This is a genomic window from Spirochaeta isovalerica, assembly GCF_014207565.1.
In the GTDB taxonomy this organism is placed as follows: Bacteria; Spirochaetota; Spirochaetia; order DSM-2461; family DSM-2461; genus Spirochaeta_F; species Spirochaeta_F isovalerica.
The window spans coordinates 1,012,594-1,031,917 of the sequence record NZ_JACHGJ010000002.1; the positions used below are offsets into that span (position 1 = coordinate 1,012,594).

The window sequence follows — 19,324 nt, forward strand, 5'->3', positions numbered from 1 at the left end:
GTATAATAGCAATTTTAAATATAATCTCAATCAGGAGTGCTTTACAAGGCGGCTCCCGATGAGATTTTTATTAAGATAATTATTTATCTTTTATTTTCCGATAATTTCGCAATGGCCTCGTCCACGGTTAAGCCGTTCCAGTTCTCCCTCTTGTCCAGATCTTTAATATTGACGGTCCGGCTGGAGAACTCATCTTCTCCGCAGATCAGAGCAAAGGGTATGCTTTTGGCTTCGGCGTATTTGAACTGAGCGTTAAGCTTCTTTTTTGTATGAAACACTTCACAATTAATGTCCGCTTTTCTGAATTGCCGGGAAAGATTGTGGTAATGTCCGTAAAGTTTTTCATCAAGTGCCAGGATCAGCAGATCCGTAACACTCTGCTTTTCCGAGACTCTTCCCAGCTCTTCGAGAGCGGCCAGCAGTCTGTCCAGTCCGATTGCGGCTCCGACGCCGGGCAGCTCTTCTTTCGTATAAAGACTGGCCAGATTGTTATAACGGCCCCCGGAGCATACGGAACCGATTCCCGGGAGCTCATCGAGGAATGTTTCATAGACGATCCCTGTATAGTAGTCGAGGCCTCTGGTTATGGAGGGGTCCAGCTTGAACGAATCCTCCATTCCGCATTCTTTTATATATCCGAATATTGTTTTCAGCCGTTCTGTATCATCCGAGGTGCCACCCGCGGCTCTTTCCATTTTAGCCAAGGATTCCTCATCGCTTCCCGCGGGCTTGATAAAATCCAGAATTTCTTTTGCATTCGACTCTGTTGTCAGCTCTTTCAAAAGCGCCATGACTTCTTCTTCGCCGATCTTTCCCAGCTTATCGACGATCCTCAGAATGTCGACGGAACTGCTTAATATTTCCAATCTGTCCAGAAGACGATTGAAAATACCTCTGTGGCTGAAGTGGATCGTAATATCGTTTACATCGATTGCCTTCATCGAATCATGCATCATCATGAGAATCTCGAAATCGGCCGAAGCCGTATCGATTCCGACGATGTCGAAGTCGCATTGCATGAATTCGCGGTACCGGCCCCTCTGGGTGTTTTCGCCGCGCCACACTTTGTTGATGTGGTATCGCTTGAACGGGAGATGAAGGTCGTTGCGGTTTTTGGCCATATAGCGGGCGAAAGGTACGGTAAGATCGAAGCGCATGGACACATCTCTGCCTCCGTTATCTTCGAAGCGGTAAACCTGCTTATCCGTTTCGCCGCCGCCTTTTCCCAGGAGGACTTCCGTGTATTCGAGCACCGGCGTGTCTATGGGGACGTATCCGAAACTCTCAAAGTTCTTTTCCAGAATACCGATAATTCTCTTTCTTTCTATCTCTTTGGACGGGAGAAAGTCTCTGAATCCCTTCAGAATTCTGGGTTCGATTTTATTTGACATACTTCATACCTCATTCAGCGATTAAAACCCTATCATGCCTTTTTTTCAGAACAGATTCAAGTCGCTTCCCGACGGCATTCCATTGACTTAAAGGGGGATAAATCGGATGATAGGGAATCATGCTTATCAGGTACACAAAGAATGAGAACGGCAAGCTTGTCAAGCAAGCGGAAATCTACACAAAAGACGAACATAACATCCCCATAAACAAGGTTGACCCCGATGCCATAAGAGCATGTGGCCGTCTGCGGAGAGAAGGTTTTCAGGCTTATATCGTCGGCGGGGCCGTGAGAGACCTGCTGCTGGGAAGGGAACCTAAGGATTTCGATCTGGTTACCGATGCCGAACCTTCAAGAGTCCGAAAAATCTTCCGCAATTCACGGATAATCGGAAAGCGGTTCAAACTGGTCCATCTCTACTATTCCGATAAAAAAATTCTGGAACTGGCGACGTTCCGCTCTGTCGAAGCTTCGGACAGAAAGAATATATACGGCACAATCGAGGAAGATGTTCTCAGAAGGGATTTCACATTCAACGCCCTTTTTTACTCTCCCCAGGAAGAGCAGGTCATCGATTATGTGGGGGGTGTCAAAGATATCAGGAAGGGGAGAATCGTGAGCATCATCCCCCTGAAAACCACTTTTGTCGATGATCCGGTCCGCATGGTCCGGGCCCTCAAATATACCGTAACGACCGGTTCGAGAATATCCTTTAAACTGAAGCGGGCCATAAAGAAATCAGCGCCCCTTCTCATGTCCTGTTCCATCTCGCGGCTGAGCGAAGAAGTTTTTAAAATCCTGCAATCGGGACACAGCTGGAGCATAATGCAGAAAGCGGTGGAAATGGATATGTTTCACTACCTACTGCCGGAAATTGAAGAGAGATTTCACGGAAAGGGCGGCAGGGAGTTTTATAAGACTTTCTTTAAATCTCTCCGGCGCCTCGATGAGAATATCAACCGCAAAGGGGAAAGGCGCCGCTCCAGAATGATACGCCGCCTTGTTCAGCCGTCGCTTGATGCCGACGGGATTTTCGAAAATCCCGAGCTTGATTATATGGATGTGGTTAAGGCGGCGAAAGAAGTCATTCTTCCCATGATCGCCCCCAACCGGGATATCGAAGAGGCTGTGCGCCTTATTTTTAAAGTGAAAAATATATCCATGCCCAGAAGAAATTATGTCAAACATCCCGACAGGCGCCGGGCCAAGCGGACCCGCACCCGCACAAAACGGGATAAAAACACAACAGCGAACACGAATTAAATGATGAATAAGTCAACAGAAAAGCCTATCTTAAAAGAAATACTGATAATAACCGTACCCGCCTCTATTGTCTTTGCATTGAGCGGTATGGATTTCATCGGTTACTATTCCAATACATCTGATGTGTACCTCAGAAGTTTACCTAATGTTTTATGGGGGTTCGCCTTCACTACGGCGGGTCTTTTCATTTTCCCCCTTTCTGGTTAACCTGTTCCGATAGAAAAGGCCTTTGGCTTTTTCGGACTGACCCCGGGGAAGCGCAAAACAGGCCTGATTATTACAGCGGCCTACCTGCCGGTCATCATCATCCTTTACTTTAATGCGAAAGATCCTTCCATGATTCAGACTTATCCTCTCTCAAAAGAGGTTCTGAGCAGCTGGTCGTTCTTTATCTTCTATGAAATCCTCTATGTCCTCTTTTATTACATACCCTATGAGTATTTCTTCAGAGGAGTTTTACAGCTCGGTTTAAGCCGGTATTGGGGCGGCTGGAGAAGCATTCTTTTCGTAACGGTTCTCACGACGGCGCTTCATGCGACCAAACCGCTTCCGGAAATCGCCGGTGCGGCATTTGCCGGGTTGCTTCTCGGTTATATCGCGGAAAAAACCCAATCGTGGTTCTATCCATTTCTGGTTCATATCATAACAGGAATATCCACGGATGTTTTCTGCAGTCTTTTCTATCTTGGAGTTTTATAATGTCAGTTCCCAATATACTCATTACCGGCGCAAACGGATTTCTCGGGAGCAATCTTGTTAAACTATTAAGTTCTACAGGTAAATACAAGGTCCATGCCATGAACGGCCACAACTACTCCGATGAGAGCACTCCTGCGGATATGCGTAATTTCCCCTATGGCGAAACAAAAAAAATCGGCGAGGATCTTGTTTTGCAATGGGCTGAAAAGGGAAGGAAAAAGGGCCTCGTGGCCAATGTCATCCGCCCCGGGTTTGTCATTTACGGCCCCTATGACAAAAATACTTTTATCAATGTGCTCAAAGAAATTGACAAAGGGCGTTTCGGGTTTATCGATAAAGGGAAAAAACTGATTTCCTACGTATACGTCGAAAACCTCTGCAGCGGCATCGAGCGGTTAATCAGCAGCTATAACCAGTCGGGAACTTTAATATTCTCGATGGAAACATGAGCTGGCAGGATTGGGTTTCCCGTTGGGCCGATGCCCTTGGGGTAAAAGCTCCCCGTCTGTCCGCACCCTACTGGGCCATGCTTCCCCTGACGGCGTTTCTCGTAGGTATTTATAAACTTTTCCGGATTAAATCCGCTCCGATTCTCACTTTGTACAGAATCAGGATCATGTATAAGGATCTGGCATTCTCCAACCGCAAATCCGTGGAAAAGCTGGGATACTCTCCCGCAGTTCCCTTTGAAGAATCGATTAAGCGAACTCTGGATTTTTATTCATCGGTTAAATAAATCCCTCATCGTTGAAACTCTTATTTCGGTTATTTATAATTGAATTATGAAAAGATCCCTACTCATTCTCCTTCTCATTTTTACCGGTAGCATCCTATCCGCACAGATATTCAGTTTCTATAACGATGCTTTTACGTGGGGGTTCGTTCCCGAGTGGGATGACTGGGAGACCAACTCCTTCCGCTTCGATCTGGATCGAGAACGCTGGTCCGCCGGTCTGGAATATGGCATTCTCACCGATCGCGATGAGACAGAAGCCGGGTCCTCCCGTGTCGACAGGCTGGCGCTTTCCGGAGCCTATGCCGTTCCTCTCATGAATCATGACGGCTTTTCCCTTGTGCTGGAGACCGGTTTAACCTTCTCTCTTTTCGGAGATTTTTTCGGATATGAAGTGCAGGGGGGATGGCACGAAAATGTAGATATCAGCCGGTCCATACCCACTGAATATGACGGTTCCATGATTCAGGTCACTCTCCCCGTTGAAGGGAAAATCTCCATCCCCTTTTTTTTGACTCCCTATGCTCTTATCAGGCAGGAACTCCATTATCCTTTCCGCTATAACGGCTACGCCGCAGCGGGCATCGTTCTGCCACCCGATTTTATCCCGTTCCGTCTGGAGTTCGGCTATGGCTATAAGGCAGGGGAAAGCGGTTCTAAAACCTACGATGCTCTTCTGGATAAGGAAAAGGGATTCCGCCTTTCCTCAGAGCTGGATTTCTGGCCGTTTCTGATTGAGAAAACAATGTTTTTCAATAATAAATGGGGAACCGGGGCAATGGGAATCCAGTTTCTCAAGCCCTCATACGCTCCTCCGGAAAACGCCCTTATGGAACTTCAGCTTCTGGCTTTTACCCATCTGGCAAACGGTGTGAAAGTCATGAAACAGTTTCTAACCGATGATCCGTTGCCCTTTCTCTACAGCGGCGCCTATTACAAAGCCATTGCCGGATGGGCTGACAGTTCAGTAAACTTTCCCGAAGGTATGCGGTTTTCCGAGATCACTGCCGGCTTCGAGGAGGGGCTGGAGTTACGCTTCGGGCCTTTCCGTCTCGATGTTTTTTTGCTGGTCGGTTCGGGATTTAATCAGGATCAGTTCTATATCCTGGAAAGCACGGTCCTGACTCCCGAATATATTAAAAACAGCTGGACGGTACATCTGGGGGGAGGAACCCGTATCTTTTTTCCCTTCTTCTTCCAGCGGAAAATCGGGCTTTCCTTTGAAGTGTCGAGAAAATTCGATATTCTTTCGGGGGGAAACTGGCCGGAAGATCTGGCATCGGATAATCCCTGGAACTATATGTTATCCCTTGCCGTTTCCCATTAGCTGGAACCAAAAAAAAAGCCGCATCGCGCGGCTCTTTTCATCAGGGGATCGTCACCGGATCCGTATCGGGGTAATTCCCCTGCAGGTAATCCAGTATGTCTTTTGTCTTTTCGTCGTATTTGGCTGCATCGAGCCTCGCCGCTTTGGACAGGAGTCCCTTGGCTTCATCTATCCTCTCGTCTTTCCAGGCGGACAAGCCCATCACATAGGCGATAAGCGCTTCAGGCGCTTTTTTCTCCGAAGCTTTTGTATACCACTGGTCTGCTTCGGTGTAATCGGCTGCATCGTAGGAGAGGAGTCCGAGGAAATAGAGCGGCTGCCAGCTTTCCGGACTTATGGTGATCAACTTTCTGAAAGTCTGATCCGCAAGATCTGTTTCATCTTTGTTATAATAGGATATTCCCAGATTGAGCAGCTCCTGCGCATTGAGGAACCCTTCGAGATAGTCGTCAAAACCTTCCTGAATGTCATCGCTGACGGCCACTTCTTTCAAGTCGGGGTTTTTCAGTGCGGATATGGTATCGTAGAGAAAGCGGGTGTACTCCTTGTTGTCGGTGCTCATGAGAAAGGAGACAAAAGCCCAGGCTTCAGTGCGGAAGGCTGTGAAGTTTTCCGATGCTTCCAGGTTTGTCATCTTCACAAGCTGAGACGCATCAATTCTCTCATCGCTGTCTTTGAGAGCGGCGAACTTCCTCTCCAGCTCGGGGCCGGAGCTTTTGGAGAAGTACACGGAAAAACCTTCTCTTATCCACAGCGGCGGATTTTCCTCATGGTTCATGAGAAACTGAATGCTCGCCTGATAGGCCAGAGCGAAAATCAGATCTTCCTCGGCTCCTTCGTAGATGAGCAATTCTCTTTCCGAAGCTTTCTGATGGTGGATGTAAACATAGCTGTCATAGGCTGTTCCGGTAAGAGTTCTTGTAAAGCTCTGGTAGGTGCTGAGATTGGGAAGGATCTTGATATTCAGTTTGTTTTCCAGGTTGCCGAAACGGAATACATCATTGAAAATGCTGTAAAAACTCTCCAGCTGGGCGCCCATCAGTTCGGCATGGCTGCTGCTGATGTGGGATTCCACATTGTAGTGCTCTGTTTCTACTGTGTACGTCCTGTCCTGGCCGTAGGCCAGTACCGCCGCCATCAACAATAAAGGGATCAGTATTTTTTTCATGATGTTCTCCTTGGATCATTCCTTTCTGATTTTATCTATACGAATCTCCACACGGTCTATCATCAGACCGGTGAATCGCTCTATCCTGTCCAGTATATATGCCTGGAGATCGTGAATCTTGCCGCTCAGCTGCTCTCCGTAAGCCGCTTCGACCGATATACTAATTTTATACCCGGCCCGGTCTTTTTTCACAGTAATCTTTTTCACCAGAATCGCCGCATCGAATTCATCGACGCAATGGAGGATCATCTGGCTGAGCGCGGCTTCGGAAATCTGGATCTTGCCCCTGTCCTCTTTCTGGAATGCAGGCTGAACCACTGACTTTTCAAAAATCTGGGCCTGATTCTTTTTTTTCAGGCCGAACCGCCAGTTTCTCTTGAAAAAGACCCTGATCGAGTCGGACAGAATGTGGGCATAATCTCTGTGGACTTCGATGCTGGGAACGGGAATGACGTGCTTGCCTTCGGAGTGGCGCGAATGAATCGCTTTTTCAATCTCTTCCTGAGAGGCTATATCCTCTATGTGGATGAAACGCGTTACAGGCGGCAGGTTCAGTCTTTCGGTTATTTTCACAACCATTTTTTCAGAGGTCCCGACCAGCAGTATCTGCTTCAGCTTGATTTTTTCCAGAGCTTTGATCATATCGGCCCTGTGATGGGGATCGTCGTATAGAGCCGTTTTTATGGCGCTGACGTACTCCTTTTCCTTTTTGGCCGAACGGCCGGCGATGATTTTTTTATCGTGGATCAACAGACCGTCATCGATGATATAGGGAATATTGAATTTTTCAGCGACCAGACGGGCCCGGAAGCTTTTTCCTGTTCCGCTTTTTCCGACCAGCGCAAAAACCTTCACTCCCATAATCATCCATTTCGCCTGATTGAGGAGACGGGTCACTTTGCCTTTCTCTTCCTGATTTGCGCTCACTGGTCCTCCAAAAAACCGTTTATTTCCTTCATAAGAAGTCCGGGCGTCACCGATGGAAAAACTTTCTTGATGGCATTCTCCCAATTCCGGGGCAGAGGCGCTTCAGGATAGTCTCTTTCGGCCAGGAAGCTTCCCTTCTGCGGAACCATTTTCAAACTGTGGAGCAGATACCCTTCTTTTAAAGGGCTGCCGCCATATTTCCTGTCTCCGCACAATGGATGCCCGTGATGGGAAGCCTGAACCCGGATCTGATGGGTTCGTCCCGTTTCAATGAGAATCAGCGCGAGAGTCTTGTCCCCTCCGGTTTTCACCGGATAGAATGTGGACCGGGCCCGCTCCCCCTCTTTTTCTACGGAACTGACTTTTTTTTCTCCGTCTCTCTGGAGATTATCGACCCAGACTGCCTTATTTTTGAGCTTTCCGTCGATAAGAGCCAGATAGTATTTTTTAAAACAGCCTTTGCGCAGGTCTTCAGAGAACCTTCTGGCTCCTTCAAGGGACTTAGAGAAAAATATGAGACCCGACGTATTCCTGTCCAGTCTGTGAAGAGGACCGGGCTTGAATCCCAGGGAAGGGGGAAGTTTGTCTTTAAGATAATTCCGGACATCTTTTTCCAGAGAATTTCCGCTGCCGTGAACCAGAATCCCCGCAGGTTTGGAAAGAGCCAGAAGGTCATCATCTTCGTATAAAATATTCAATGAAGGGGCGTTTCCGGCGCTGTCTTTTGAAACGGAAGGTGCTTTTTCATCCAGAAGAGCTCTGTATATCTCCAGAGAATCTCCTTCCTGAATCTTGCAGTCCGGTGATATCTTCCTGCCATTCACCCTTATGAGACCTTTCCGGAAGGCCTTGTAGAGTCCCCCCAGAGACCGTTCCGGGATAAATTGCCTGATTATCCGGTCGGCCCGTCGGCCTTTGTCATTGCTGCCCGCCGTAAAAGAGGCGTATTTTTCATTATTCACTCTGAGTAGAATTTTATTACCTCGACAGCCCCCGTGTCAATCCGGGCTCTTTCTCTTGACAAAGAGCCCGCCGGTAAAGGACAATTCCGTTCTGATGGAGAGTACAGGAAGAGAGGGGCGTTTTCTGCCCTATGGAGCATTCATTATTATAGCGGCCTGTCTGGTTGCTTCTTTTGTCTATATCGCAAAGATGGATCTCCGGAGCGGTGATTACTGGAATCGCTATTACACAATCATGACCTCCCGTTCTGAAACAGCGGAACAGATTCTCGAGGAGAAAGGTCTCTCTTTTTTATCCTTGAGTCGATCGGTCGTTCTCTACAATGATATCCCGGCGATGGTCTCTCTCCCCTTAAGCGAAGTCGGTACCCGCTTCGATAAAGATGATCCCCGTTTCGATCCTTATCTCAGGAACGTTGCCGGACTCTTTGAAGGAACCGTCGATGATCAAAGCCGGGAACTTGTATATGTGGAAAAAGAGGGGCTCTCCCCCTATGCGCTCTATTTCCTTTTGAAAAAAGCCTACGGCGGTTCATCGGATCAATGGTTGATGGGGGGATTTTCTCCTCTGAAATACATCCTGCCCATATCTTTTTATCTTCTCGCATCTATGCTTCTTTTGTTTTTGAACCGGGACAGGCGGTTCGCCGCTGCAGCCGGAACGGCCGGGTGGTTCCCTTTTGTCTACCTCTACGGCTTTAGCGCGGTTCTGACAGCGCTTGCTGTACATTATCTTTTTTCGATAAGGCAGCGGCCATTTCTGCCGCTGATTATTGCCGGTGTCGCTTCGACATTGATCGGACCGGAAACACTTATATATCTTCTTCTTCTCATTCTCGGCGTATCCGGATCATTGATCTCCCTTTTCGATAAAAGGGTAAATAGCCTGAAACCGGACAAACCGAAAGGGAGCACAAGACGACTGCGCTTTTCCAAACCGGAGCATCAGCTCTTTGAACCGGTTACGATAATGGCGGAAAAATCGAAACACGCAGCGGCGCCGCGCTCTACCACAATAGGATCGGCAGCTCTTTTTCTGTTTATTACCACCGCTTTTCTGCTTTCTTTCGACAGCTATGAACCGAAAGCCGCCATCATTCCCCTTCCCGATATTCACGATGGTAGGGAATGGACTCTCACTTCCACGGAAACGACTTTCGGAAAGGGCGGAATCACATCCGCCGCCGAGTATCTTACCCATAGAGCCTACCAGGAGGGTTTCCTTTACAGAAGCACCTGGGAGTATCCGTCATCATCAAATCCGCTTCTTTATCCCCTATATGAAACAGACGGGACAGTAGTTTCGAAAACATATGAAATCATTGCTGATTATAACGAAAAATGGTTCGTGAATCAGGTTTCGCTACTGAAAAACGACAATCCGGCGAGCCTCCTTTTTTCTACAGAAGGACCGGCAGTTGTCGAAAAAAAACAGGATCAGCCGATTTCCAGCGGTTTTTCCCTTCTTAAATTTTCTCATTTCATGTTAATATTATTGCTGTTGTATTTCAGCAATAGAAAAAATACCCAAAATACATCGTTCAGCGTACGTAAAAAGTTATTAAGGAGAAATGAACAGGTAGCATGAGTAAGTTTAAAACATTTCCCAAAGGCGGGGTTCATCCGCCTGATAACATTTCCGGTACGGGAAACAGGCCTATCCGTAATGCCTCGCTTCCCACTCACGCCGTTATTCCCATGTCCCAGCACATCGGAGCTCCGGCTGAATGTATCGTAAATGTCGGCGACACGATCGAAGAGGAGCAGCTGATCGGCAAATCGACCGGCTATGTCTCCGTCCCTGTCCATTCTTCCATTCCGGGAAAAGTCGTTGAGATTAAAGACATCTATCTTCCCCACGGAAAGAAATCCCGGGCTGTCGTCATCGAACTGGGCGGCGAGTTCAAGCGGATGGGCAAGACCCAGAAGCAGAGCGACTGGACCGGACTCAGCGAAAAAGAGATCATCGAACGAATTTCCTCTATGGGACTGGCCGGTCAGGGCGGGGCGACTTTCCCCACCCATGTGAAACTAGTTCTCCCGGAAGGGAAAAAGTGCGATTATCTGCTGGTTAACGCCGCGGAATGCGAGCCCTATCTCACGTCGGACCAGAATATGATTCTGGAAAAAGCTGAAGAGATACTCGAAGGTCTGAAAATCCTCAAAAAACTCCTGACTCCCAGGGAGATTATATTCGCTATCGAAAGCAATAAACCCGAAGCGGCCGCAGTCATGGCCGAAGCGGTGGAGAAAAGTGATCTCGATGTGCGGATCGATATTCTAAAAACCAAATATCCGCAGGGAGCTGAAAAGAATATCATCAAATCCTGTACGGGAAGGGAAGTTCCTTCCGGAAAATTGCCTCTCGACATTGGAATGGTCGTTCTCAATGTGGAAACCATTTACTCGGTTTACGAAGCTCTTGTTTTTGAAAAACCCCTTGTAGAGAGAGTCGTCACTGTGAGCGGCGGAGCCGTCAAGGCGCCGGAAACATTCCGGGTCAAAATCGGAACAACCTACCGCCAGCTTCTGGAGGAGTGCGAAGGTCTGATTGAAGAGCCAGCCAAGGTTATCTCCGGCGGTCCCATGATGGGATTCGGCGTCTTCGATCTCGATACGCCCGTTACCAAGGGAACCAGCGGTATTCTCTTTCTCACGAAGAAAGAAGTGAAAGCGGCGAAGCAGACTTCCTGCATTTCCTGCGGGCGCTGTATCCAGGCCTGTCCCATGGGACTCAATCCTTCGGATATTAACAAACATTCCCTGAATTTCCTTTTCGAGGAAGCTCAGGACATGGGACTTCTCGACTGCGTGGAATGCGGATCCTGTGCTTTTGTCTGTCCGGCCCACATCCCTCTGGTTCAGTCCTTCCGCATGGGAAAAAATCAGCTGCGCGCCATTATGATGCAGAAAAAAGGGGCTAATAAATGATTGATACAAAAAAACTGACAGTCAGCAGCAGTCCCCAGATCCACAGCGCCGACTCAACGGCCAAAATCATGTGGACTGTCGTATTGTCCCTTGTCCCCGCCGGGATCTGGGGCGTTTATATTTTCGGAATGTCCGCACTCGTGGTTATTCTCGTTTCCATCATCGCGGCAGTTGCGGCCGAAGCTCTTCTCGGGCTTATCAACAGGGAAGTCACGGTTAACGACGGCTCTGCCTTTCTGACAGGATTGCTGGTGGGATACAATATGCCGCCGCAGGTTCCCCTGTTCATTCCCGTAGTCGCCTCTGTTTTCGCCATTGTGGTTGTAAAATGGAGTTTCGGCGGTCTGGGAGCCAACTGGATGAACCCCGCTCTGGCTGGTCGTGTCTTCGTCTTCTTTTCATGGACAGGACCTATGACAAAATGGCTTCTTCCCATTACGGGCGGAGCTGACGCGGTAACCGGACCGACACCTCTTGGATCTTTGAAATCGGCATACTTCGCCACCTCTCTCAATGTGAGCGGACCGATCGAATACCTTCAGTCCGAAGGGCTTCCCGTTACCTATAAAGATCTTTTCATCGGTAACATTCCCGGTTCTATCGGAGAAGTCTCAGCCCTGCTGCTCCTCCTCGGAGCTCTGGTTCTGCTGGCCCGTAAAATCCTGACCTGGCATGTCCCTGTAGCTTATATCGGATCTTTCGCCTTCCTGATCTGGATGTTCGGCGGAGTCCGCATGGGAACGGGGCTTTTCACGGGAGACGTTCTGTTTCACATTCTCAGCGGCGGACTTATGCTCGGAGCCCTTTATATGGCAACCGATATGGCTACAACGCCGCTTACGGGCAAAGGCAACATCATATTCGGACTGGGGTGCGGATTCCTGTCATTCCTGATCAGGATTTTCGGGTCCCTTCCCGAAGCCGTTTCCCTTTCCATTATCGTTATGAATATTTTCGTCCCCGTAATCGACAGATATACAAAAATCAAACGCTTCGGATACGGAGAGGTAAAGGAGAAGAGCGGTGAATAACAAACTTATGCAAATGACATTGCGGCTCGCTATTATCTGCGCCGTTGCTTCTCTTGTTCTCGGTGTAGTCAACATTGTCACCGAGCCGGTTATTATCGAAAGAAAGAGAGTCGAGAAAGAGGTCGCATTGAAGGAGCTTTCCGATGGCGATCATGTGGGAGAGCTTCAGCTCCCCGCCAACAGCGACGATCTTCACGGGAAGCTTATGGCTTCTCTCGCCGCTCACGGTGTGATCGCAGCAGGAGAAGATATTGATGAGAAAGAGCTCATCACCTCCATCTACCCTGTAGATAAAAACGGCGAAATCACCAAATATATCCTTCAACTGGACGGAAGCGGTTACGGCGGTAAAATGGTGATTCTCGCCGTATTTCTCAATGACGGGACTTTTGTCAAAGCCAAACTTATGGAAAACAACGAAACACCCGGTCTCGGAAAAAAAGCGGAAGATTCGGCCTATTACAACATGTTTATGAATACCGGTTCTGATGCCAGACCTCTTCCGGTCAGCAAAAGAGCTCTTGTCGCCTCAGATGCCGAAGCGGTTTCGGGAAGCACCATTACATTCAATGGAATCTCCCGGGCTCTGGCGCTCGGTTCCGATTATGTTAAATTACTGGGAGGGAAAAACTGATGTTCAATTTCCTGAAAGGGTTGTTCAAGGAAAACCCCATTTTCGTCCTGGCTCTCGGTCTCTGTCCGACACTGGCCGTCTCCACTCAGGTGGTGAACGCCATCGGTATGGGAGCCGGAGTCATATTCGTTCTTATAGGTTCAAACATCATGGTTTCGCTTCTGAAGGATTTTATTCCCGATGAAGTGCACATTCCCGCCTATATCGTTATCATCGCCTCCTTCGTAACTATCGTCGACATGCTTATGCAGGCTTTCGTTCCGGCTCTTTCCGCCAGTCTGGGAGTTTTCGTCAAGCTCATCGTTGTAAACTGTATCATCCTGGGAAGGGCGGAAGCTTTCGCCTCGAAGAACAGCGTCAAGGATTCCATAATCGACGCCCTGGGTATGGGAATCGGATTTACCATCGGACTGCTGGTTATTTCTCTGGTAAGAGAAGTTCTCGGCGCGGGAACCATCACACTGTTCCCCATGGGTAGCTTTGACGGTGTTATCGAGATTCCCGGACTTATCGATGCGCCGGCCAGAATCTTCAGCCTCTCTCCCGGAGCGCTTCTGGCAATGGGATTTCTCATGGCCGGATTCAACTGGCTTAAAAGCAGGAAGAAGGAGGACTGATCATGAGCTATATCGGAATAATAATAACCTACGTATTTATCAGCAATATGATCCTGAGTCAGTTCCTCGGGCTCTGTCCCTTTATCGGAGTTTCCAAGGATTCGGACTCTGCTGTCGGGATGGGTTTTGCTGTAACTTTTGTCATGTCCATGGCCTCTCTGGTAACATGGATTATTTACCACGGGATTCTCGTGCCGCTTAATCTGGAGTTCCTTCAGACTATCGCCTTTATCCTGGTTATCGCTTCGCTGGTTCAGCTTGTCGAAATGGCGGTTCAGAAGTTTTCCCCCGCGCTTTACAAAGCCCTGGGAATCTATCTGCCCCTTATCACGACAAACTGCGCCGTTATGGGTATCGCCCTCATCAATGTGAGAGAGGAATACAATATCCTCGAAAGTTTTACAGCCGGATTCGCCGGCGGTATCGGATTTCTGCTGGCTATTTTTCTCATGTCGGCTATCCGCGTGAAACTGGACAAGGAAAATGTTCCCCGCTTTCTCAAAGGGACTCCCATAGCCTTTGTTTCCGGTGGTCTGATGGCGCTTGCCTTCATGGCCTTTGACAGAGCCCTGCTCGCGAACCTCATAGGATAAGGAAAATATGCTTGATTTAATACTGAGAACGCTCTTCGGTTTCATTTCCGTGGCTTTTCTGGGGAGTGCCCTGGGCTTCGGGCTCGCCATTGCCGCAAAAAAACTGAGAGTGGAAAAAGATAAAACTGTCGAAGAACTTATGGGGTATCTTCCGGGACTGAACTGCGGATCCTGCGGTTATGCCGGTTGCGAACCCTATGCGGAAGCCCTTTCCGCCGGTAACGACAGTGATATTACCAAATGTAAGCCCGGAGGAGCGGCCTGTCTCGAAGGGATAGGCCGGGTGCTGGGAATGGAAGTCGATACTTCCGGTCCCAGAATGGTAGCCCAGGTCCACTGCCGGGGCGGTGAAGGGACGGCCGAGACGCGTTATAAATATCAGGGTCTTAAAGACTGCAATGCCGCGTCCATACTTTTCGGAGGGGATAAGAGCTGCCAGTACGGCTGTCTGGGACTTGGTTCCTGCATGCAGGTCTGCCCCGTTGATGCCATCGACTACGATGATCAGGGGCTTGTCTGGGTCGACAAAGACAAATGTATCGGTTGTGAAAAATGTGTTGGAGTCTGCCCGACCGGCGTTATTAAGATGATCCCCGAAGATGCTGATGTCATCGTCGCCTGTAACTCGAAAGATAAAGGTAAGGATACGAAGGCAAACTGCAGCGTCGGATGCATCGGCTGTCAGATCTGCGCCAGGAAATTTCCCGATGCGGGATATAAAATTACAGATAATCTTTCGATTGTAGGTTATAATGACAGAGGACCTGGTCGCGCTGGTGCAGCCGGGAAATGTCCAACCAAGAGTATCATCGTTCTTGATGAAAAGTAAAAAGGCGATTTTTACTGTTTAAATCTCATGTCGGAGCGGAATCAGACCGTTCCGGCATTTTGTAAATTTCGGGGTAATGAAAAAAGTACGACTGATTTTCGGAACACATAACAGTATTTCTCCAGGCTCCGACAACGGGCAGATCGAAGAGATCTATCAGAAAGCCTATAAACCCTTTCTGACTCTTCTGTACAATTTCCCTGAAATCTCGGCGGTCCTCTATTACTCGGGACCGCTTCTCGAATGGTTTGAAAAACATCATCCCGAGTTCAACACGGTCCTCGGAGAGATGATTGATAAAAGGCAGATCGAACTTCTCGGAGGCGGGTATTACGAACCCGTTCTCTCCATGATTCCCGCTCAGGACCGTGTCGGTCAGATCGAATTGATGACCACTTATCTTCGGAAATCATTCGGCAAAAGAGCCCGGGGGTGCTGGCTTCCCGGTCGGATATGGGAACCTCAGCTAGCTTCTGTGCTCCGCTCGAGCGGAATAGACTATACTTTCCTGGACGATACTCATTTCGAAGCAGCCGGCTTCCGCGATGATGAACTCTATATGCCGGCCATTACAGAAGACCAGGGTAAAACCATAACTGTCTTTCCTATCTCCCGGCGCATCATGTCGGGATTCGGCAAAATCGTTCCCCGCAAGATCATTGAAGATATCTGCAGTGACAACAGCGGAGACGGCAAAGTGGTCGTCATCTTTCCCAACGGCCGTCAGATCGGATATGAAAACGGTCATTCCCTGTCCATCAATCACCAATGGCTGGAAAGTTTTCTCAATGAATTGAGAAACAACCGGAAGAACATAGAGCTTGTCCATCCCGGACGGTATGTCCGTCAGACGAGGAATTCTTTCAATAAGGCCTATTTCCCCTGTACCTCCTATGGCGAAATTATGAAATGGGTTCTTCCGGCTGATCGGCAGGTCGAATACGATACGCTGACTAATGAGCTGATTGAGTCGGGCATTGAGCCCCGATGGATCTACGGAGGTTTTTTCCGTCAATTTCTGAGCAAATACAAAGAGAGCAATTTCCTCTATTCCAAAATGATGCATGTCAGCGTTCTGGCCAATCAGGTCAGAGGGGACAAATACAGAAAGAAGGCTGCCAAGGAAGAGCTGTGGAAAGGGCAGAATAATCTGGCTTTCTGGCACGGTAACCAGGGCGGCATTTACAATGCCAATGTCCGGCATAAGGCATACAGCTCCCTCATCGAGGGAGAGAAAATAACTCGGGAGAAGGGGATCTTCAAAACCTCTCTCAGCTCCATAGATTACGATATGGACGGCGAGAAAGAATTTCTCTATCAGGGCCATGTTACCAATGCCTACGTTCACAGCAGGGGAGCCGTTCTCTTTGAGTTCGATCACATCGCGTCGTGCTGGAATTATCTGAACACCATGTCCCGTTATCCCGAACCCTATCACAATGAGACGATCAGAGACGAGGGATATGACAAATACGGACGCTACGCTTTTGTTGATCATTTCTTCGACGAGCGCAACAGTGTAGAAGATTTCCGCCAGATGAGTTACATAGAACAGGGATCTTTTACCAATGCGCTTTACGAAGCTGTTGATTATAACCGGGAACAGAGAAAAGTGACCTTTGTCCATACCGGATCGGTTGTGAAGAACGGCTATGAATATAATATCGAGCTTCAGAAGCGCTTTACTTTCAAGCGTTCTTCAGTGGACGTGGATTATCAGATAAAGAACCTCAGTCTGCACAAGGCCGAGCTTTGTTTCGGCAGCGAAGTCAATATCGCCTTTAATAAAAACGGCGACCCTGATCCCAAGCTCTACCGGATAGATGATGAATATAAAGATGAGGTCCCGGAAGACAGCATCAGCCACGAATCGGTTCAGCAGATGTTGACCTTTGACGGCGATAATAACACCGATGTTACGCTTTCTGTTTCCTCTCCCGCTGAAATGTGGACCTTTCCGCTATATACTTATTCCAGAGAGGGGGGAAAAGTTGAAAGAAACTACCAGTGTTCCTGCTATGTTCCCCGTTGGACTTTCTCACTTCTGAAAGATGAAGTCTGGAACGTATCTCTATCCCTAAGGATTGACAGGAGCAGTTGATATTGATTAAAAAAGCATCCCTTATAGCTTTGTTTTTATGGGGGAGTTCTTTGTGCTTTTCCGTTGATATAGGACGCGATATCGTTGAGAGAGGTTCGGCTCTCGTGGGTTCTCCCTATCGTTACGGCGGCACCAATCCTTCTGGATTTGATTGCAGCGGCCTTGTTAATTATCTCTACAAACCATTTTTACCCGATTTACCGAGAAATGCATCGTCTATAGCCCATTTCGGCTCTACTGTGGACCTGGATGATATTGTCCCCGGGGATCTCGTTTTTTACGCGACGGGAAGCGATCGGTCTGAAATAACCCATGTCGGCATATATATCGGTCAGAATACACTTATCCAGGCTGTTTCCGCCGGTCCTGTCCGGGGTGTGGTTCTGACAGACCTAGATGAGAAATACTGGAAATCCCGTTTCAAATGGGCGAAAAGAGTCTTTCCCCGTTTGGAAACGGCAGAGTCTCAATCGGTAAATCTCGCCTACAGTAAAGGTCAGTACCAGGGACAGGCAGAAGAGCTCGAGCCCGAAGGCCGGGGCAGAATGGATCTTAAGAACGGTGATTATTATATCGGTGACTTCAAAGACGGTCTTTTCCATGGTAAAGGCGAATACCATTACGGAAACGGCGATGTTTATATAGGGCAATTCTCAAATGGCCGTGAATCGGGGGGAGAGCTTGTCCGTTCCGACGGGAGCCGTTACAGCGCCCAGAGAAATGAATCAGGCACCCTGATCATTAACAGCAGAGCTGATAAAAGTTCAAACCGGATCAATTATCTTCTGGAAACTCCTACCCAGTGGGACGATTGGCTGGAAAATGAAAGGAAGCTTTTCGAAGAAACTCTTCAGGCGGATAATAATGCAGCTGATGATGAGCAGAGACGTTTTGAAGAGTGGAAGAAAAACTCCGGGTTCTAATCTCTTTTAATTTCCCGGTAAATCGCATTGAAAAAGGGCTCAGTTTCTCTGTAATAAGTTTTTTCAACCATGATTAATTCGAGTAAAGCCTCATTGTATCGACCGAGATAGTAGAAGCACTGCCCTCTGTAGAAATGGCTCTGCTCCCGAGTTTCCCTATCATTCAGGCTGGATAAAAAAGGTTCCAGGGCATCGGCGCATCTTTCATATAAACCGCCGGCAAAATATGATGTCACAATGGGATTGATATTTTTATTGTAGGCCAGAACAGTTTTCTCCGGCTGATCAGGAATTGTTTTCTCCCGTTCTATCATCCTTCTGATTTGATTCAGCGTTTCGGGTTCAAGAGTCCTGTCATAGTCGGTATTTCTCCGCTCCTCCAGTTTCTCCCCCGATTTAAGATCAGATGATATCTTGAGGAGAGGCAGGGGCATGGCGGATTTTACAAACCGGTTGTCTTCTGTTATTTCATGAGAGAATTTTATATGCACCGGATCTGTCGTATAGTTACCGGAGTACAGAAGATTCCTGCTGCCTGATCTGTAAAGCGCGGCATCGATCGCGGCATAATAGTAGTTCAGGCCGGCAATGGGGTTGTCTATTATGGAAGTCTGGGATCCCGAATCTTCACCGATGAGCACTGATTTTATTATTTTGTCATAACTGTCGATTACTGAGGTGCTGCGGAACAGGATGATACTGCGCTCTTCCAGAGATGAATCATAGGAAATCGCGACGTCGCTATCAAAAATCTGTGCTGTCAGATTTGAAATGACTGTGCTTCTGGTCTCTTCAATATCGGATTCCTCAATGCTCACAGGGGATATGGTAACGTTTCTATAGGGAATGCAGATTTTGTAAACCTGGGTCGAATCGTTTACAAAAACCGCATAATAAACCTGTGCTCCCGAAGGGGGCTTATCTTTGAACGTTTGTGTTCCGCCGGGTACTGTGCCGATTTTTTCCGCCAGATAGAGGTTGTCGGCCGTCAGAGCCCGATCGGCTCTGAAAATTTCATAGGTTCCCTCATCGACATCGACAGCATCCTTCCATGTCAGAACAATGTCTGAACCGGAAGTGACGGCTTCCAGGCGGGATGGAAAAGGCGCATAGAGTTTCATTTCCTGCGAAAACAGGGGAGAAAGAAGCAGAACTAAGGCTGTGATGAGAAATTGAACCTTCATATATCTAATATA

19 protein-coding genes are annotated in these 19,324 nt (G+C 48.2%); 14 read left to right on the forward strand and 5 right to left on the reverse strand.

Going from position 1 to position 19,324, the window contains the following annotated elements; translation table 11 throughout:
* Positions 1 to 83: 83 nt before the first annotated feature.
* Positions 84 to 1,391 (reverse strand): histidine--tRNA ligase, encoded by a 1,308-nt coding sequence (gene hisS, locus HNR50_RS09355; protein ID WP_184746165.1) that lies wholly within the window; start codon positions 1,389 to 1,391, stop codon positions 84 to 86.
* A 119-nt stretch (positions 1,392 to 1,510) separates the two neighbouring features.
* Between hisS and pcnB the strand changes: the two genes are divergently transcribed.
* The 5 genes from pcnB (at position 1,511) to HNR50_RS09380 (ending at position 5,412) form a co-directional block, all read left to right on the forward strand.
* Positions 1,511 to 2,653, forward strand: a complete 1,143-nt coding sequence (pcnB, locus tag HNR50_RS09360) for a polynucleotide adenylyltransferase PcnB (protein WP_184746177.1) — start codon at positions 1,511 to 1,513, stop codon at positions 2,651 to 2,653.
* 336 nt (positions 2,654 to 2,989) lie between these two features.
* A complete protein-coding gene (locus HNR50_RS09365) occupies positions 2,990 to 3,352 on the forward strand; it encodes a CPBP family intramembrane glutamic endopeptidase (RefSeq protein ID WP_184746179.1) in 363 nt (120 codons plus the stop codon).
* Positions 3,352 to 3,801, forward strand: a complete 450-nt coding sequence (locus HNR50_RS09370) for an NAD-dependent epimerase/dehydratase family protein (RefSeq protein WP_184746181.1) — start codon at positions 3,352 to 3,354, stop codon at positions 3,799 to 3,801. The genes HNR50_RS09365 and HNR50_RS09370 overlap by 1 nt, the downstream gene beginning before the upstream one ends.
* Positions 3,798 to 4,088, forward strand: a complete 291-nt coding sequence (locus tag HNR50_RS09375) for a Rossmann-fold NAD(P)-binding domain-containing protein (protein ID WP_184746183.1) — start codon at positions 3,798 to 3,800, stop codon at positions 4,086 to 4,088. The genes HNR50_RS09370 and HNR50_RS09375 overlap by 4 nt, the downstream gene beginning before the upstream one ends.
* A 46-nt stretch (positions 4,089 to 4,134) precedes the next feature.
* A complete protein-coding gene (locus HNR50_RS09380) occupies positions 4,135 to 5,412 on the forward strand; it encodes a hypothetical protein (RefSeq protein ID WP_184746185.1) in 1,278 nt (425 codons plus the stop codon).
* Positions 5,413 to 5,452: 40 nt separating this feature from the next.
* Here HNR50_RS09380 and HNR50_RS09385 read toward each other — a convergent pair whose 3' ends face one another.
* The 3 genes from HNR50_RS09385 to HNR50_RS09395 are packed head-to-tail and all read right to left on the reverse strand — an operon-like array spanning position 5,453 to position 8,469.
* Entirely contained in the window at positions 5,453 to 6,580 is a 1,128-nt protein-coding gene (locus tag HNR50_RS09385) for a tetratricopeptide repeat protein (protein WP_184746187.1), read from the reverse strand.
* Positions 6,581 to 6,595: 15 nt separating this feature from the next.
* The gene (locus HNR50_RS09390; RefSeq protein WP_184746336.1) at positions 6,596 to 7,447 is read right to left on the reverse strand and encodes an Asp23/Gls24 family envelope stress response protein; all 852 of its coding nucleotides are present in this window, start codon (positions 7,445 to 7,447) and stop codon (positions 6,596 to 6,598) included.
* 56 nt (positions 7,448 to 7,503) lie between these two features.
* Positions 7,504 to 8,469, reverse strand: coding sequence for a pseudouridine synthase (locus HNR50_RS09395; protein WP_184746189.1), 966 nt, complete (start codon positions 8,467 to 8,469; stop codon positions 7,504 to 7,506).
* Positions 8,470 to 8,563: 94 nt separating this feature from the next.
* Between HNR50_RS09395 and HNR50_RS09400 the strand changes: the two genes are divergently transcribed.
* The 9 genes from HNR50_RS09400 to HNR50_RS09440 all read left to right on the forward strand — a co-directional run bounded on the left by HNR50_RS09400 (position 8,564) and on the right by HNR50_RS09440 (position 18,128).
* A complete protein-coding gene (locus HNR50_RS09400; RefSeq protein ID WP_184746191.1) occupies positions 8,564 to 10,057 on the forward strand; it encodes a hypothetical protein in 1,494 nt (497 codons plus the stop codon).
* A complete protein-coding gene (rsxC, locus tag HNR50_RS09405; protein WP_184746193.1) occupies positions 10,054 to 11,400 on the forward strand; it encodes an electron transport complex subunit RsxC in 1,347 nt (448 codons plus the stop codon). Before HNR50_RS09400 ends, rsxC begins: the two co-directional genes overlap by 4 nt.
* On the forward strand, positions 11,397 to 12,431 hold the full coding sequence (locus HNR50_RS09410; RefSeq protein WP_184746195.1) for an RnfABCDGE type electron transport complex subunit D: 1,035 nt from the start codon (positions 11,397 to 11,399) through the stop codon (positions 12,429 to 12,431). The genes rsxC and HNR50_RS09410 overlap by 4 nt, the downstream gene beginning before the upstream one ends.
* Entirely contained in the window at positions 12,424 to 13,065 is a 642-nt protein-coding gene (locus tag HNR50_RS22375; protein ID WP_184746197.1) for an FMN-binding protein, read from the forward strand. The genes HNR50_RS09410 and HNR50_RS22375 overlap by 8 nt, the downstream gene beginning before the upstream one ends.
* Positions 13,065 to 13,682 (forward strand): electron transport complex subunit RsxE, encoded by a 618-nt coding sequence (gene rsxE / locus HNR50_RS09420; RefSeq protein ID WP_184746199.1) that lies wholly within the window; start codon positions 13,065 to 13,067, stop codon positions 13,680 to 13,682. Before HNR50_RS22375 ends, rsxE begins: the two co-directional genes overlap by 1 nt.
* A gap of 2 nt (positions 13,683 to 13,684) precedes the next feature.
* Positions 13,685 to 14,275, forward strand: a complete 591-nt coding sequence (locus tag HNR50_RS09425; protein WP_184746201.1) for an electron transport complex protein RnfA — start codon at positions 13,685 to 13,687, stop codon at positions 14,273 to 14,275.
* A gap of 7 nt (positions 14,276 to 14,282) precedes the next feature.
* On the forward strand, positions 14,283 to 15,104 hold the full coding sequence (locus HNR50_RS09430; RefSeq protein WP_184746204.1) for an RnfABCDGE type electron transport complex subunit B: 822 nt from the start codon (positions 14,283 to 14,285) through the stop codon (positions 15,102 to 15,104).
* Between the two features lie 76 nt (positions 15,105 to 15,180).
* Positions 15,181 to 17,205: an alpha-amylase/4-alpha-glucanotransferase domain-containing protein gene (locus tag HNR50_RS09435; RefSeq protein ID WP_184746206.1), complete on the forward strand. Its 2,025-nt coding sequence runs from the start codon at positions 15,181 to 15,183 to the stop codon at positions 17,203 to 17,205.
* A 2-nt stretch (positions 17,206 to 17,207) separates the two neighbouring features.
* Positions 17,208 to 18,128, forward strand: coding sequence for an NlpC/P60 family protein (locus HNR50_RS09440; RefSeq protein ID WP_184746208.1), 921 nt, complete (start codon positions 17,208 to 17,210; stop codon positions 18,126 to 18,128).
* Here the strand turns inward: HNR50_RS09440 and HNR50_RS09445 are convergent.
* Positions 18,125 to 19,312, reverse strand: coding sequence for a protein kinase family protein (locus HNR50_RS09445; protein WP_184746210.1), 1,188 nt, complete (start codon positions 19,310 to 19,312; stop codon positions 18,125 to 18,127). The genes HNR50_RS09440 and HNR50_RS09445 overlap by 4 nt on opposite strands.
* Between the last annotated feature and the right edge of the window lie 12 nt (positions 19,313 to 19,324).